The sequence below is a fragment of the Romboutsia sp. D33t1_170424_H2 genome (assembly GCF_015669105.1).
GTDB lineage: Bacteria > Bacillota > Clostridia > Peptostreptococcales > Peptostreptococcaceae > Romboutsia_C > Romboutsia_C hominis.
The window spans coordinates 163,392-180,103 of the sequence record NZ_JADOZQ010000004.1 but is presented as its reverse complement, the minus strand read 5'-3'; the positions used below and the strand labels follow the sequence as shown (position 1 = coordinate 180,103).

General features: G+C 27.7%; 12 protein-coding genes. 11 read left to right on the top strand and 1 reads right to left on the bottom strand.

Features of this window, described 5'->3' with window-relative positions; genetic code table 11:
* Window positions 1-94: 94 nt before the first annotated feature.
* From I4U66_RS06935 to I4U66_RS06920, 4 genes are all read left to right on the top strand, one after another.
* The gene (locus tag I4U66_RS06935; RefSeq protein ID WP_195928646.1) at window positions 95-622 is read left to right on the top strand and encodes a sigma-70 family RNA polymerase sigma factor; all 528 of its coding nucleotides are present in this window, start codon (window positions 95-97) and stop codon (window positions 620-622) included.
* On the top strand, window positions 615-1,472 hold the full coding sequence (locus tag I4U66_RS06930; RefSeq protein ID WP_092925262.1) for a DUF6241 domain-containing protein: 858 nt from the start codon (window positions 615-617) through the stop codon (window positions 1,470-1,472). Before I4U66_RS06935 ends, I4U66_RS06930 begins: the two co-directional genes overlap by 8 nt.
* Before the next feature lie 11 nt (window positions 1,473-1,483).
* Complete coding sequence (locus tag I4U66_RS06925) at window positions 1,484-3,466, top strand: penicillin-binding transpeptidase domain-containing protein (RefSeq protein ID WP_092925264.1); 1,983 nt, start codon at window positions 1,484-1,486, stop codon at window positions 3,464-3,466.
* Window positions 3,467-3,570: 104 nt separating this feature from the next.
* Entirely contained in the window at window positions 3,571-5,679 is a 2,109-nt protein-coding gene (locus tag I4U66_RS06920) for an adenosylcobalamin-dependent ribonucleoside-diphosphate reductase (RefSeq protein ID WP_092925266.1), read from the top strand.
* Between the two features lie 214 nt (window positions 5,680-5,893).
* Here the strand turns inward: I4U66_RS06920 and I4U66_RS06915 are convergent, their stop codons facing one another.
* Entirely contained in the window at window positions 5,894-6,478 is a 585-nt protein-coding gene (locus I4U66_RS06915) for a DUF3793 family protein (RefSeq protein WP_240275750.1), read from the bottom strand.
* Between the two features lie 360 nt (window positions 6,479-6,838).
* Here I4U66_RS06915 and I4U66_RS06910 point away from each other — a divergent pair, with 360 nt between their 5' ends.
* The 7 genes from I4U66_RS06910 (at window position 6,839) to I4U66_RS06880 (ending at window position 16,705) form a co-directional block, all read left to right on the top strand.
* Window positions 6,839-7,537 (top strand): hypothetical protein, encoded by a 699-nt coding sequence (locus I4U66_RS06910; protein WP_195928645.1) that lies wholly within the window; start codon window positions 6,839-6,841, stop codon window positions 7,535-7,537.
* 187 nt (window positions 7,538-7,724) lie between these two features.
* Window positions 7,725-9,218 (top strand): glycine betaine uptake BCCT transporter, encoded by a 1,494-nt coding sequence (locus I4U66_RS06905; RefSeq protein ID WP_092925270.1) that lies wholly within the window; start codon window positions 7,725-7,727, stop codon window positions 9,216-9,218.
* 58 nt (window positions 9,219-9,276) lie between these two features.
* On the top strand, window positions 9,277-9,441 hold the full coding sequence (locus I4U66_RS06900) for a hypothetical protein (protein ID WP_166505610.1): 165 nt from the start codon (window positions 9,277-9,279) through the stop codon (window positions 9,439-9,441).
* Between the two features lie 136 nt (window positions 9,442-9,577).
* Entirely contained in the window at window positions 9,578-11,320 is a 1,743-nt protein-coding gene (kdpA, locus tag I4U66_RS06895; RefSeq protein ID WP_195928644.1) for a potassium-transporting ATPase subunit KdpA, read from the top strand.
* Between the two features lie 17 nt (window positions 11,321-11,337).
* Window positions 11,338-13,404, top strand: coding sequence for a potassium-transporting ATPase subunit KdpB (kdpB, locus tag I4U66_RS06890; RefSeq protein WP_195928643.1), 2,067 nt, complete (start codon window positions 11,338-11,340; stop codon window positions 13,402-13,404).
* A gap of 20 nt (window positions 13,405-13,424) precedes the next feature.
* A complete protein-coding gene (kdpC, locus tag I4U66_RS06885; RefSeq protein ID WP_092925276.1) occupies window positions 13,425-13,994 on the top strand; it encodes a potassium-transporting ATPase subunit KdpC in 570 nt (189 codons plus the stop codon).
* Between the two features lie 14 nt (window positions 13,995-14,008).
* Window positions 14,009-16,705, top strand: a complete 2,697-nt coding sequence (locus I4U66_RS06880; RefSeq protein WP_195928642.1) for a sensor histidine kinase — start codon at window positions 14,009-14,011, stop codon at window positions 16,703-16,705.
* The last annotated feature ends 7 nt before the right edge of the window (window positions 16,706-16,712 follow it).

Here is a 16,712-nt window from a genome sequence, read left to right as displayed (position 1 = left end):
TTTTTTATATTTTTATAAAAAAGTTAAAACTTTTTACTAAAACCCAGAGTCTAATAAATGTAATCAGAAATGAAAGTAAGAAGGGAGTAAAAAAGTGGATGAAGTAATACTAGCCGAAAAGGCAATAAAAGGTGATAAAGAAGCTTTTGAGAAATTGATAAATATATATTCAAAAAGACTATACAAGGAAATATATATAAGGTGTAAATATGAGGAAGATGCAAAGGAAATATTTCAAGAAACAGTATATAAAGCATACAAGAATATACAAAAATTAAAAGAGCCTAAGTATTTTAAAACTTGGATAAGTAAAATACTTATAAACACAACAAATGATTATTTAAGAAAAAATGGGATGATAGATTTAGGACATAATGAAAATTCATATACAAAAGAAGTTTTAATAGATGATAAGATTGAAACAAAAATAGATTTATACAATGCTATAGATGAATTAGAAGATAAATATAAAGATGCAATTATACTTAGATATATAGAAGATTTAAAGGTAGAAGAAATATCAAATATACTAGACCGTCCTATTAATACTATAAAAACTCATCTAAGAAAAGTAATAAAAGATATGAAAAGTATATTAAAGGAGGGCTATGGGAATGAGTAAAAAAAATAAAGTTGAAGATAATTTAATTGATATAGATATAGATATAAAAGACATAGATAAAGAAATTAATGATTTTTACATAGATAAAGAAAAAATAGAGTCAATTGAAGTTCCAAGTGACTTAAATATTTTAATAAAAAATGCCATAAATAATGCAGAAAAAGATATTAAGATAGAAAAAAGCAAAAGGAAATTTATGTATATAGCAGCAAGCCTAGGGATTATATTATCTGTTGGTATATATAACCCTGTGCTTGCACACAAGTTACCACCAGTTAAAAATTTCTTCCAAACTATAAATGACACTTTACAAGTAGATGAAATAGCATCTTTTATAGGAGTAGATAAATATATACCAAAAGCTAAGTTAGATGAAAATGGTAGTATAAAGTTTGAAGTAGTAGAAACTACAGAGTACAAGGTAAATAAAACAGATGAAGACTTAAATAAAGAACTTAAAATTTCAGATAAAGAAAAAAAAGAAGATATAAAAGAGGAAGATAACGTACAAGTAAATAATTTATATATGCCAAATAGTGAATATCAAAGCATACAGTTTATACATGAAATGGCAAATAGTATTATAAAAGCTATAGATGATAGAAAGTATGGGATGGTAGAGATAACACCTGAAAGTGTAGATATAGCCATAACTTCTTTAGGATATATAAAAGATAATGGTGTTAAGGAATATCTAAATAGACAATTATTAAATTGGAAAAAAGGTGATTTTGATAATGCAGTAGAAGTTCATAACTATGTATGGAATATACTAGGAGGAGAGGTTGGAAAAGCAATAGCTATAAAGCATGATGAGGTAAATAAAATAAAATCTAAATATTTTAAATAGGGGGGATTTTTATGGGGGGATTAAAAAAAATACTTATATTATTAGGGGTAATTATTATGATTACATTATTGTTTGTAGGATGTAGTAATGAAAGTGAAGTAAAACAAATTATAGATAGTTTTACTAAGGATTTAAACGATAGAAAGTTTGATAAATTATATGAAAATATATCTATTAAATCCAAGAAGGAGATATCCTATGAAGAATTTACAAATAGATATGAAAAAATTTATGGCTCAATAAACGCAAGAGATATAAATATAAAAATAAAAGAGATTGATAAAGATTTAAAAATATTAGCATCTATGAGTATAAACACTATCGTAGGCAAATTAGATTATGATAATTTAAATATAAATTTAGTTAAGGAAGATGATAGATATAAAATACTATGGGATGAAAGTTTAATACTACCTAATATGAAAAAAGGAGATTTAGTAAGAGTAGAAACCAAAAAGGCCACTAGGGGAAAAATATTAGATAGAAACGACGAAGAACTAGCAATTGACTCTAATGTAAATTCAGTTTATATACATCCAGAAGTATTTAATAAAAACAAAATAGAAAATATAGACAAGGTAGCAACAATACTAGATATAAGCAAAGAATATATAGAAGATACAATAAAAGATAAGCCAAGTAGCCAGTTAGTACATTTATTAAATGTATCACCGTACGAAAATGATAGAATAAATAATTTGAAATTAATAGAAGGCATTAGTATAAAAGAAGAAGTGTCTAGAGTATATAAAAATAGTGAAGCTTTGGGAAATTTAATTGGATATATAGGAAATATAACAAAAGAAGAATTAGAAAAAAGTAAAGGATATTCACAGACTAGTAAGATTGGAAAAGCAGGATTAGAACAAATATATGAAGATAGACTAAGAGCAATTGATGGAGTAGAGGCTTATCTAAAAAGAGGAAATGAGAAAATAGAAATAGGCAAAGTAAATCAAAGAAATGGAGAAGATATAAAGTTATCTATAGACTCTAAACTTCAAGATAGTATATACAATGAATTAAAAGGAGATAAAGGAGCTTCTATAGCAATTAATCCTCTAAATGGAGAAGTATTAGCTATGGTAAGTTCTCCATCTTATAATTCTAATACACTGGTTACATACAAGACTAAAGAAATAGCTAATAAGTGGGAAACTCAAAATAATATACAGTTTGAAAATCGAGCTAATGATTCATACTCTCCAGGGTCAACTATAAAACTAATTACATCTAGTATTGGATTAGAAAGTGGAGTTATAAATCCTAACGAATACATGGATATAAAGGGGGAGAGTTGGCAAAAGGATAGTAGTTGGGGGAATTATAGCGTAACAAGAGTAAAAGATACAAAAAGACCTGTTAATCTATACGATGCAGTAAAATATTCTGATAATATATACTTTGCAGATAAGGCTATAAAATTAGGAGAAGAAGATTATATAAAAGGTCTTAAAAAATTTGGAATAGGAGAAAAAATTACTTTTGAATATCCTATGCAAAACTCTCAAATATCTAATAATGGGAAATTAGACAATGAAATTCTTTTAGGAGATACAGGATATGGTCAAGGGGAAATTTTAATGACACCACTAGATGTTGTACTTTCTTATAGTGCTTTAGTTAATGATGGAAATATAATGATACCAAGACTTGTTATAAGTGAAAACAAAGAAAGTAAAGTATATAAAAATGCTATAGATAAGAAATATATAGAAGAATTAAAAAAATGCTTTAAAGGTGCTATAAACGATGAAGATTCAACTGGATATCTTGCTAAAATAGAAGGTAAAAATATAATGGGGAAAACTGGAACTGCTGAAATTAAAAATAGTAAAGATGATAATAGCGGTATTAATAATGGATGGTTTGTTGCAGTAAATGAAGATGACCCCAAAATAGCTATATCTATGATAGTAGAGAATATAAATAAATCTACTAGTGAATATGTAGTACCTAAGGTTAAGAATATACTAAATTATTACTTAAACTAAAAGTATATATAAAATTAATTAGTTTTTTATATTAATAATTTAAACTAGATTAAGGAAAGATATTAATAATCAAAATATAAAATATTAATATGAGGGATTAGCTAATGATAAATATAATAAAAAGAGATGGAACAAAAGAGAGCTTTGATAAAAGTAAGATATATAATGCTATTTATAAATCAACTATAAATAGCAAGTTTGATGAAGATAAAGAGTTAGCTATAGATATAGCTAACAAGATAGAAAAAAGTTTAATTAATACAAATAAACCTATAAACGTAGAAGAAATACAAGATATGGTAGAGTTATATCTTATGGAATCAAATAGAAAAGATGTAGCTAAAAAGTACATATTATATAGAGAAAAAAGAGCAAATATAAGATATTCTAAGTGGAAAATGGAAGAGCTTCAAAAGTCTATATGGTCAAACAAATATCAATATAATAATGAAAGCTTTGATGAGTGGCTAGTAAGAGTATCTGGAGGAAATAAAAAAATAGAAAAGCTTATAAGAGAAAAGAAGTTTTTATTTGCAGGAAGAATACTTGCAAATAGAGGTCTTAATAAGCATGGTATAAAAGTAACCTACTCTAATTGCTATGTACTATCTAGACCAAAAGACAATATAGAGTCTATATTCGATACTGCAAAATATTTAGCTAGAACATTTAGTTATGGAGGAGGCGTAGGAATTGATATATCAAATTTAAGACCAAGAGGATCAAGGGTATATAATGCAGCAAAGACTACTACAGGGGCTGTATCATTTATGGATCTTTACTCTATGACAACAGGTCTTATAGGCCAAAGGGGAAGAAGAGGAGCACTTATGATATCAATGGATGTTAATCATCCTGATATAGAAGAGTTTATAGATATAAAAACAAATTTAGAAAAAATTACTAAAGCAAATATATCGGTTAGAATAAATGATGAGTTTATGAGAGCTGTAGAAAATAAAGAAAAGTTTATTTGTAAATTTTTAGTAAAGGAAACTGATGAAGTTATAAATAAAGAAGTAGATGCATATAGTTTATTTATGAAACTCATACAAAATAATTGGGATTATGCAGAGCCAGGTATCTTATTTTGGGATAATATTAATAAAAATCACTTACTAAGTGAAGATAAAAATTTTAGATATGAAGGTGTAAATCCCTGTGCAGAAGAGCCATTACCAGCTGGAGGAAGCTGTTTACTAGGTTCTATAAATTTAGCTGAGTTTGTAGTTGAGCCATTTACAAAAAAAGCAGTTTTTGATTTTAATAAATTTAAGTCAACTGTACGTGATTGTGTTGTAGGATTAAATGAAGTGTTAGAAGAAGGTCTTAATCTTCATCCTCTAGATATACAAAAAGAGAGTGTAAAAAATTATAGACAAATAGGTTTAGGTGTTATGGGAATAGCGGATATGCTTATAAAGTTAAATTTAGTATATGGAAGTGAAAATTCTATAAACTTATGTGAAAGGTTATCAAAGATTATGTTAAATGAGGCCTTAAAGCAATCAGCAATTCTTTCAAGGGATTATGGAAGTTATGAAAAATATGATGAAGAAGCAGTTTTTAGTTCTAATTTCTTCAAAGAAAATGTTGATGATGATGTTAAGAATTTAATTAGGAAATATGGGCTTAGAAACTCTCAATTATTGACAATACCACCTACAGGCTCTATATCAACTATGCTTGGTATAAGTGGTGGTATAGAGCCAATATTTAACTTATCATACATAAGAAAAACAGAAAGCTTGCATGATGAGGATGTATATTACAAGGTATATACTCCTATAGTAAAAGAGTATATGGATGAATATAATATAGTAAATGAAAAAGATTTACCAAACATATTTGTAACCGCTATGAAGTTAAATCCAGAGGATAGAATAAAAATGCAAAACGCATGGCAAAAACATATAGATGCATCTATATCATCTACAATAAATCTATTTCATGAAGCTACTGTAGATGATGTGTACAATATTTATATGAGTGCTTGGAAAAATAATTTAAAAGGGATAACTATATACAGAGATGGTTGTAAGAGAAGTGGGATATTGGTTAATGAAAAGCCAAAAGATGATAAAAAAGAAAATTTATATGCAGATACAATAGAAAATGAAAAATTTATATGTCCAGAGTGTAAAAGTGAATCTATAATACCATCAGGTGGATGCGGGGTATGTTTGCAATGTGGGTATAGTAAGTGTAACTAATAAAAAGAAATTTTAGCAAATATATATAATTATAAAATAAATAACGAGGAGATATAGGGGGAGATTCCATGTTAAAATTTATTAAAGAAATAGTAGATGGGTTTATGCGTGGGCAAATGTTGGGATATAGCAGATGAAATATAAAAAAAGAGCTATCTTTATATAAAGATAGCTCTTTTTTTGTTGTATATTTATGTATTTCTGGTTAACTATTTTAAAGAGATGAAAGTATATATTTTACACTTTGAGACTTTAACATATCTCTTAACTTTTCTCTATGGCTTAGAAATTTAGAGTACAAGTCTTCTGAAGGTTTAGGATCACCATATACTCTCCAATATTTAGTGTTATGAAACTTATAACTACCATAACCCATAAATCCTACTACATCTTTAAGTGGATATCCTAAAAATATACCTATTTCATCTGGGAAATCATCTCCCTCTAATTTGTTTATCAAGTGATTAAGGTATAAATCTGTATCTAAATTAGATGGATAACCTAAATATTTTAAAAAGTTATGGATTTTTTTATTATTTAATTGAGTAGATAAGGAGTCTTTATTTATAAATAATAGTTTAAGTCCCTTTTCTTTTTTATCTATTATTATATAATTAATTTTTTTACATAATTTAAAGTGATTTTTTATATCGTTTATTTTATTATCTTTATTTTTATCAAAACTAGGTATACTAAGTATTTCACAAGGCTTAGAACCCATAAGTACAGGACCTAGTATTTCTAATAACCATTTTATATATGATGAATTTATATTAGTTTTACATGAATAACAGTTCAAAACTATCAACTCCTAATGAAAATTATTATCAATTAATTATATTATAGAATAAATGATAATCAATTTCAATGATAAATTTTATTAATTAATAATTTTTAGTATTGAAAATATCACGTTTAGTATTAGGTATAAACATTTTATTATCGTTATATAACTTAAATTAAATGCAAATTTTATTACAATATTCTTACTAAAAGTTTGTTCAAAAATTATAAAAATAATACAGAAATATAGATTAATTTTTATGGCAACTATGGTAAAATAAGAAGTTTAAAATGTTAAATTTTTTATAATAATATTTAAGATTTAGTAAATAATAGTAGAGTAAATAATTACATAAAGAAAAATTGGAGGTAAAATATGAAACTAAAAAAACTTATGACAATAGGACTTTCATTAATGTTATCACTTGGAGTAGTAGCATGTAATAACAATGGAAAAAATGCAAACGAAAATACAAAAGGTACAAAAGTAGAGACTCCAACAGGAGATAATACTTCTGTAAGAGATAATGATTATGTAACTCAGTACTCAAGATTTTATGGAGATTATATGAATGATTTAAATAATTATAAAGTTTACTTATCTCCACAAAGTGTATCTAAGTACTATGAAACAAATGAGTACCCAGGAAATGAAAAATATTTATCTAATGTAAAAGAAGCATATAAAGATGCAAGAGATAAAACTCAAGCTTTTGTAAATAATTTAAAAAATGATGTAAAAACAGATGATAAAGAATTAGATAAAATGAATAAAGATCTTATAAGAGAAGGCGAAAAAACTATAGCTAATATAGATACAAAATTAAAAAATTTAGATAAAATATCAAAAGAAGATTTAAGTAAGTCAAAAGAAGACTTTATGAGAGTTGTAGATGAAGCAACAAAAACAGATAAAGGTGAAAAAAACCAATTTGAAAAATTATTAGAAGATATGAATAGATCATTAGGAATAGATACTAGTAAATATAACAATACTAATAATAACAATAATAATAATAACAACAATAATAATAACAATAACAATATTAATAAAAATGATAATGTTAAAAAGTAATTTTAATAAAAACATCTATAAATTTTTATAGATGTTTTTTATTAATACATATAAATTTATATAATTAATTTTTCGGATAGAGTAAAAGAGTACTTCTTAGAAGTACTCTTTTTTATAAAAATCAGTATACAAAATATAGATTTAAGAGAAACTAAATCAGAAATACATTTGATAAGGAGTTTTTCATATGGTTTTTTATATATCCGTAGCAATAATTGGGTTATTTGTATTGTGGGGACTTATATCTCCAAATTCTTTAGCAAGTACAGCTACACTTGCGTTAGCTTTTACAACAGATAAATTTGGATGGATGTTTCTTATAATTACATTTTTAGTATTAGTATTTATGATTGCATTAGCTTTTAGTAAATACGGTAGACTAAGACTTGGGCATGAGGATGATAGACCTGAATTTAGCAATATAACTTGGTTTGGAATGCTATTTAGCGCAGGAATGGGTATAGGTCTTGTGTTTTGGGGAGTAGCAGAACCTTTAGATCATTATATTTATCCTTTATCAGGAATACCAAAACTTACACCTGAAGCTGCTAATGCTGCTATAACTTTTTCATTTTTTCATTGGGGACTTCATGCATGGGCTATATATTCTTTAGTAGGACTTACTATAGCTTATTTTAGATTTAGAAAGGACAAAAAGTTACTTATAAGTCAGACTCTATCTCCAATTATAGGAGGTGATTTGAATTCTCCACAATCTAAGTTTATAGATATTCTTGCAATAATAGCAACGGCATTTGGAGTTGCTACATCTTTAGGTCTTGGAGCCATGCAAATAAACGGAGGACTTAACAATTTATTTGGAATAAATATAAATATATTTAATCAGATAATAATAATAATAATATCTACTATATTATTTTTAATATCTTCAACAACTGGACTTGAAAAAGGAATTAAAATACTTAGTAATATAAATGTAGGTATAGCTGTATTACTTTTAATATTTGTATTTATACTAGGACCAACAGCAAATATACTTGAGGTATTTACTAATAATTTAGGAAATTATCTTCAAAATATTATATCTATGAGTTTGAGATTAACACCATTTGAAGAATCAAATTGGATAGCCAATTGGACATTATTTTACTGGGCATGGTGGATAGCTTGGTCACCTTTTGTTGGTGTATTTATAGCAAGGGTATCTAAAGGAAGAACCATAAGAGAATTTATAATAGGAGTATTATTAGTACCATCTTTATTTAGTTGTATATGGTTTGCTGTATTTGGAGGAACTGCATTAAGCTTAGAGATAAATACCAATCTAGCACTACTTGAAGCATTAAAAGTAGATATGAGTTCAACTTTATTTGTAATGTTAGAGAGTTTGCCATTTGGATATATTATAAGCATAATAGCAACGATACTTATACTTACTTTTTTCGTATCATCGGCAGATTCAGCAACTTTTGTATTAGGTATGTTTAGTGCTAAAGGTTCTATGGAACCAACTAATAAGGTAAAATTAGTCTGGGGAATACTTCAGGCATTAGTTGCAGTAGCACTACTTCTTAGTGGAGGACTTCAAGGACTTCAAACAATGTCAATAGTTACGGCACTTCCATTTAGTATAATATTAGTACTTATGATGCTATCTTTTATAATGGAACTTAGGAAAGAAAAAATATATAAAATACCAAAGCACCCTAAAAAGCACTAGTATTAAAATATACAAATAAGAAAAAATATAAACGATATTACTTTTAAGGAGTGACATTATGAATAATAATAAAAAATGTGAAGGAAATAACCAATGGTCAGGTTCTAATGAATGTGTAACTAATAAAGCTAATAGAAATAAAAAAGACGCTACTAATAATGAGTGGACGTCAACTTTAAAAAATGTTTCTGATAGTAGTAAAATATATAATGATAAAAAATAGCAAAAAGTACCTAGATTAATCTAGGTACTTTTTTATTTAATCTTTATACAATCTTAATGTATATAGAATTATATTAACATTCATTTTATATAAAAAATAATAGAATAATCATATACAAAAATTAGGAGGAGAAAAAATGAGTAGCATTGTAATTCAAGTAATATTTTTTCTAGCAATAGTTTTATTGCTAGCAAAACCTTTGGGAATTTATATATCTAAGGTATTTAAAGGTAAAAGAGTATTTCTAAGTAAAGTAATAAAACCTATAGAAAAATGGATATATAAAGTTCTTAAAATAAATGAAAATGAAGAAATGTCAGGTAAAGAATATATTTTAAGTTTAATGGCATTTAGTGTCATTAGTTTATTATTTGTTATGTTTTTACAAATGATTCAGTATATATTACCACTAAATCCTGAAAAATTAAGTAATGTAAATTGGGATTTAGCTTTTAATACAGCAGCAAGCTTTATAACTAATACAAATTGGCAAGCATATAGTGGAGAGACTACATTAAGCTATATGTCTCAAATGTTAGGTCTAACAGTTCAAAACTTTGTATCAGCAGCAGTTGGGATAAGTGTACTTATGGTTTTAATAAGAGGATTTAAGAGAACTAAATGTTCTAAACTAGGAAACTTCTGGGTAGATTTAATAAAATCGACTTTATATGTGCTGATACCTTTATCTATGGTACTTGCAATATTCTTAACAACTCAAGGAGTAGTGCAAAACTTTAAACCTTATCAAGAAGTAAGCTTAGTAGAAGAAATAGTTTTAGATGATAAAAGTACAGTAGATACTCAGATTATTCCAGGAGGTCCTGCAGCAAGCCAAATAGCAATAAAACAATTAGGAACAAATGGAGGAGGATTCTTTGGAACGAATTCAGCACATCCACTTGAAAACCCAACATTATTATCAAATATAGCTCAAGTAGTATCAATTATATTAATACCAGCAGCATTATGCTTTACATTTGGTGACATGGTAAAAGATAAAAAACAAGGAACCACACTTTTATCTGCAATGATAGTAATATTTGTAATAGCTATGGCAACAACTATGTATTATGAATACAAGTCAACTCCAGAATTAGTAAATAATCCATATATATACAGTGAGATAGATGATAATCAGTCTGGAGGAAATATGGAAGGAAAAGAGGTTAGATTCGGAGTTACGAATTCTGCTATATGGGGGGTAACAACAACATCAGCATCTAATGGTTCTGTAAATTCTATGCATGACTCTTTCACACCAATAGGAGGAATGATTTTAACACTACTTATGCAACTAGGTGAAGTAGTATTTGGAGGAGTTGGTTGTGGACTATATGGCATGTTAGCGTTTGTAATATTAACAGTATTTATATCAGGTCTTATGGTAGGTAGAACTCCTGAGTATCTAGGAAAGAAAATAGAACCTTTTGAAATGAAGATGGCATCTATTTTAATAATAACTACTCCAGTCTTGGTTTTAGTTGGAACTGCTATGGTTTGTATGTTACCAAATGCAAGTGATTTATTAAACAATAGTGGAGCTCATGGATTTTCAGAAATATTATATGCATTAAGCTCTACAGGAAACAATAATGGTAGTGCATTCGCAGGATTTGGTGCAAATAATATATTCGTAAATTTATTAACAGGTATAGTAATGTTACTTGCTCGCTTTATACCTATAATATTAATAATAAATATAGCAGAGTCTTTAGCTAGCAAAAAAATAGTTCCACAAAGTTCGGGTACATTAGCCACTAACAATACACTATTCGTATTTTTATTGGTAGGAGTAGTACTTATGATAGGTGCATTAAGTTTCTTACCATCTTTAGCACTTGGACCAATAGCAGAACACTTGAGCATGATATTTTAATATAAGGAGATAAGATTATGGGTGATTTAAATAAGACTTTCATAAATAAAGATATTTTAAAAGGGGCTACTAAAGATTCTATAAAAAAATTAGATTTCAAGAATCAACTAAAAAATCCGGTAATGTTTATAGTTTATGTAGGTTCCATAATAACTAGTATTATAAGTGTTTTATCTATTTTTAACATAACAAATGACAATACACCATTTACTATAACAATTAGTATATTTTTATGGTCAACAGTGTTATTTGCAAATTTCGCAGAAGCAATAGCAGAAGGTAGAGGAAAAGCACAAGCAAGTAGCTTAAGAGCTGCTAAAAAGGACGTTTTAGCTAAAAAGCTCAAAGAGTGTAATATAGATAGTGAATTTGAAATGATTCCATCTAATTTACTAAAAAAAGGAGATATAGTTTTAGTAGAAGCAAATAACCAAATACCAGCAGATGGAGATATTATAGAAGGAGTGGCATCTGTTGATGAAAGTGCTATAACAGGTGAGAGTGCACCAGTTATAAGAGAATCTGGTGGAGATAGATGCGCAGTAACCGGTGGAACAACGGTGGTATCAGACTACTTAATAGTAAAAGTTACATCAAATGCAGGTGAAAGTTTCTTAGATAAAATGATTGCTATGGTTGAAGGGGCACAAAGAAAAAAAACTCCAAATGAAATAGCTCTTCAAACTTTACTAATAGCGTTAACAGCAATATTTTTAGTAGTTACAATTACACTATATCCATTTAGTAGATTTGCTGTAAATCAAAATGGAGTAGGAAGTGTAGTTTCTATAACATCTTTAGTAGCCTTATTAGTTTGTCTAGCACCTACTACAATAGGAGCACTACTTTCCTCAATCGGTATTGCAGGAATGAGTAGATTAAATAATAAAAATGTATTAGCAACATCAGGAAGAGCTATAGAGGCAGCAGGTGATGTAGACATTTTACTTCTAGATAAAACAGGTACTATAACTTATGGAAATAGACAGGCAAGTGAATTTATACCTCTTAAAAATGTAGATATGGAGGAGTTTGTTTATTATACTGAATTAAGTTCTACACTAGATGAAACTCCAGAAGGAAGAAGTATAGTAATACTTGCAAAAAAGAAGAAGGCAATAAATGGAAACTACTTAGATGTTAAAAATCCTGAATTTGTTCCATTTTCTGCAAAAACTAGAATGAGTGGTACTAATATAGGTCAAGACAAGATAAGAAAAGGGGCAGCAAGTGCTATTAAAGAATTTGTAGAAAATATGGGAGGTAATTATCCAAAGGAATGTGATGAGATAGTAGAGTCAATATCTAAAAAGGGAGGAACTCCTTTAGTAGTTTGTAAAAATGAAAAAGTATTAGGCGTAATATATCTAAAAGATATACTAAAAAAAGGTGTATCTGAAAAATTTAACGATTTAAGAAAAATGGGAATAAAGACTATTATGATAACGGGTGATAATCCATTAACAGCAGCAGCTATTGCAGCAGAAGCTGGAGTAGATGATTTTTTAGCAGAAGCAACTCCTAAAGCTAAGCTTGATTTAATACATGAATATCAAAGAAAAGGGCATTTAGTAGCAATGACAGGAGATGGAAGTAATGATGCTCCGGCACTTGCACAAGCAGATGTTGCAGTTGCAATGAATACAGGAACTCAAGCTGCTAAAGAGGCTGGTAATATGGTAGACTTAGACTCAAGTCCAACAAAGTTAATAGAGATTGTAAAAATAGGTAAACAGCTATTAATGACTAGAGGAGCTCTTACAACTTTTAGTATAGCAAATGACATAGCAAAATATTTTGCTATAATACCACCCCTATTTATAGGTATATATCCTCAACTTGATAAATTGAATATAATGAATCTATCTAGCCCAGAAAGTGCAATAATGAGTGCTGTTATATACAATGCACTTGTAATTATAGCGTTAGTTCCTCTTGCTTTAAAGGGAGTTAAATACATAGAGCTTCCTGCTAGTAAGTTATTATCAAAAAACTTAATGATATATGGTGTCGGAGGCATTATCACACCATTTATATTTATAAAATTAATAGATATGCTTATAAGCATGATTATGTTTATATAGTTAAATAAGGAGAGTTTAATATGGAATATATAAAAAAAGCATCTTTAATATTTATAATAATGACAGTAATAACAGGAATTTTGTATCCAGTTACAGTAACAGCTTTTGCACAAATATTTGTACCGTACAAGGCAAATGGTAGTATAATAAAAGAAGATGGTAAAAGCATAGGTTCAGAAATATTAGGACAAAACTTTACTAGCCCAGATTACTTTTGGTCAAGACCATCAGCAACTTCAGACTATCCATATAATGGATTAAGTTCTGCTGGAAGCAATATGTCCCCAACAGGAGAAGATTTTGAAAAAGTAATAGATGAAAGAGTAAAATTATATAAAAAGTATGAAGAAAATAGTGATAAGAAAATACCTGTTGATTTAGTTACAGCATCAGGAAGTGGATTAGACCCACATATATCATTAAAAGGAGCAATATATCAAGTAGATCGTGTAGCAAAATATAGTAAAGTTTCGAAAGAAAAATTATTAGAATTAATAGATAACAATACAGAAAAGAAATTTATGGGTATATTTGGAGAAGATAAAGTTAATGTATTAAATCTTAACTTAGATTTAGAAAAAATCAAATAGTTAATGGGGGAAATATGAATAGACCAGATCCAGAAAGTTTATTATCAAAATTAAATAGTGAAGAAGAAAAGTCAAAAAGAGGTAAATTGAAAATATTCTTTGGGTATGCAGCAGGAGTAGGTAAAACCTACTCCATGCTTGAATCTGCACATACTCTAAAAGAAAATGGAGTAGATGTAGTAGTAGGATATGTAGAACAACATTCAAGAAAAGAAACTCTAGCTTTAATAGATGGACTAGAGGTTTTAGACATAAAAGAAGTAAAGTATAAAAATATAGTTTTAAAGGAATTTAATTTAGATTTAGCTCTTAAAAGAAACCCAGAAATAATATTAGTAGATGAGTTGGCACATACAAACGCTAAAGGATGCAGACATGCTAAAAGATGGCAAGATATAGAGGAACTTCTAATGGCAGGAATTGATGTATATACTACAGTAAATGTACAGCATTTAGAAAGTTTAAATGATATAATTGAAATTGTTACCAATGTATGTGTAAAAGAAACTATCCCAGATAAAATAATAGATTTATCATCACAACTTGAGTTAATAGATGTAGAACCGGATGTGTTGTTAGAGAGATTTAATCAAGGTAAAATATACAAAAAAGAACAAGCAATAAGAGCACAAGAAAATTTTTTTACTAAAGATAATTTAATAGCACTAAGAGAATTGGCACTTAGAAAAACAGCACAAAAGGTAAATAAAGAGGTTGAAATAACTAGACTATCAAAAGGAAAAGAAATAGTAATCCCAACCTCAGAAACAATACTTGCATGTGTTTCACCATCGCCATCATCTCAAAAAATACTTAGAACTGCATCTAGAATATCACAAGCATCGTTATCAAAATTAATAGCTATACATATAAAAAATCCAAGCCAGAAAGAAATGTCAAAAGAAGCAAAAAAACAGTTAGAAAATAACCTAGAACTTGCAAAAAAACTAGGTGCTGAGATTGTGCTTTTACATGGCGATAATATGGTGGAAGATATTTTAAGATTTGCAAAAATGAGAAATGTAACCAAAATTATAATAGGTAGAAATCATAGAACTCATAGTATATTTTCTAAATTTGTTAAAAAAGATATAGTAGATAAATTAATAGATGAAGCTGACTACATAGATATACATGTAATACCTTATAAAGGAAGAAGCAGTAATAGATATATAACTAAAAATGAAAGTAGTTTAATATCAAAGATTAAAGTAAGTAGTCTTGATATAATAAAATTATTATGCATAACAATAGTAGTTACGGTAATATCTTCTGTATTAAAATATATGGGATTTATACAAGAAAATATATATTTAATTTATATACTAGGTGTTGCTTTAGTATCTGTTGTTACAAAAGGATATACAGCGGGAATAATAAGCTCAGTTATAAATGTAATCCTTTTAAATTACTTATTTACAGAACCTTTTTATACTTTAGATATTGATGATCCAAATCATATAATAACACTAGTTGTATTTTGTATAGTAGGTATAATAACATCAACACTTACATCAATAATACAACAGCAAGTTGAAATATATTCAAAAAGAGAACAAAATACTCATATGTTATATGAAATAAATAGAAGCTTCTTGAGATTATCGAATAAAGAAGAAATTATAAAAAAAGGATTAGAATTACTTTCGGTAGGTCTTGATAAAAATGTAGTATGTTATATAAAGGATAAGAAGCAAAAAGAATTAAAATTATATAAGAATATAAAAAATAAAGAAAATGAAGAGATTTTTATATCAGAGTCTGAAAAGGCAGTAGCTAAATGGGTATTTAACAATAGTACTATTGCCGGAAATGGTACAGCTACATTACCAGGATCTAGAGGTTTTTATATGCCTATAATTGGTATGAATGAGACTTTAGGTGTTATAGGTATTTCTTCTTTAGGTAAAAAGATAGATAATGAGGATATATGCCTAATAGAAGCGGTAATAGCACAAATGGCTATATCTATAGACAGAGAGATATTAGCAGAAGTGCAAAAAGAAGCTAGCCTTGAAATTGAAAGTGAAAGATTAAGAAGTAGCCTATTAAGAGCAATATCCCACGATTTAAGAACACCACTTGCAGGAATAAGTGGTGCAGTTAGTACTATCATAAAAAATAAAGATGCAATAAATGAAAGTATAATAGATGAGTTGTTACATGGAGTATTTGAAGATACTCAATGGTTAATAAGGTTAGTTGAAAACCTACTTAGTATGACAAGGATAGATGAAGGAAAGCTTGAAGTTAAGAAAAATCCAGAAATGATAGAAGAAGTTATATCAGAGGCTTTATCCCATATAAAAAAGAGGATACAATATATAAAACTTAAGATAGATATACCAAATGAAATACTGTTTGTTCCTATGGATGCTAAACTTATAGAACAAGTATTAATAAATTTAATAGATAATGCTATAAAATATTCTAAAGAGGAGTGTGAAATAAATATAAAGGTTTATGAGGAGGGAGAATATATTGCTTTTGAGGTAAAAGACAATGGACCGGGTGTTTGTGAAAATGTTATAGATAATATTTTTGATAGATTTTTTACTGGTGAAATAAAATACAGCGATTCTAGAAAAGGAGTTGGGCTAGGTCTTTCCATATGTAAGTCTATAATAAATGCCCATAAAGGCGATATAAGTGTAAAAAATAATAAAGACAAAGGAGCAACATTTAAATTCATACTTCCAAAAGAAGACTAGACAGAGG

What these genes read in the sequence shown, in the direction of transcription:
- I4U66_RS06930 (WP_092925262.1), top strand. Translation starts at nt 615, where the DNA reads ATGAGTAAAAAAAATAAAGTTGAAGATAATTTAATTGATATAGATATA.
- I4U66_RS06925 (WP_092925264.1), top strand. Translation starts at nt 1,484, where the DNA reads ATGGGGGGATTAAAAAAAATACTTATATTATTAGGGGTAATTATTATG.
- I4U66_RS06920 (WP_092925266.1), top strand. Translation starts at nt 3,571, where the DNA reads ATGATAAATATAATAAAAAGAGATGGAACAAAAGAGAGCTTTGATAAA.
- I4U66_RS06910 (WP_195928645.1), top strand. Translation starts at nt 6,839, where the DNA reads ATGAAACTAAAAAAACTTATGACAATAGGACTTTCATTAATGTTATCA.
- I4U66_RS06905 (WP_092925270.1), top strand. Translation starts at nt 7,725, where the DNA reads ATGGTTTTTTATATATCCGTAGCAATAATTGGGTTATTTGTATTGTGG.
- I4U66_RS06900 (WP_166505610.1), top strand. Translation starts at nt 9,277, where the DNA reads ATGAATAATAATAAAAAATGTGAAGGAAATAACCAATGGTCAGGTTCT.
- kdpA (WP_195928644.1), top strand. Translation starts at nt 9,578, where the DNA reads ATGAGTAGCATTGTAATTCAAGTAATATTTTTTCTAGCAATAGTTTTA.
- kdpB (WP_195928643.1), top strand. Translation starts at nt 11,338, where the DNA reads ATGGGTGATTTAAATAAGACTTTCATAAATAAAGATATTTTAAAAGGG.
- kdpC (WP_092925276.1), top strand. Translation starts at nt 13,425, where the DNA reads ATGGAATATATAAAAAAAGCATCTTTAATATTTATAATAATGACAGTA.
- I4U66_RS06880 (WP_195928642.1), top strand. Translation starts at nt 14,009, where the DNA reads ATGAATAGACCAGATCCAGAAAGTTTATTATCAAAATTAAATAGTGAA.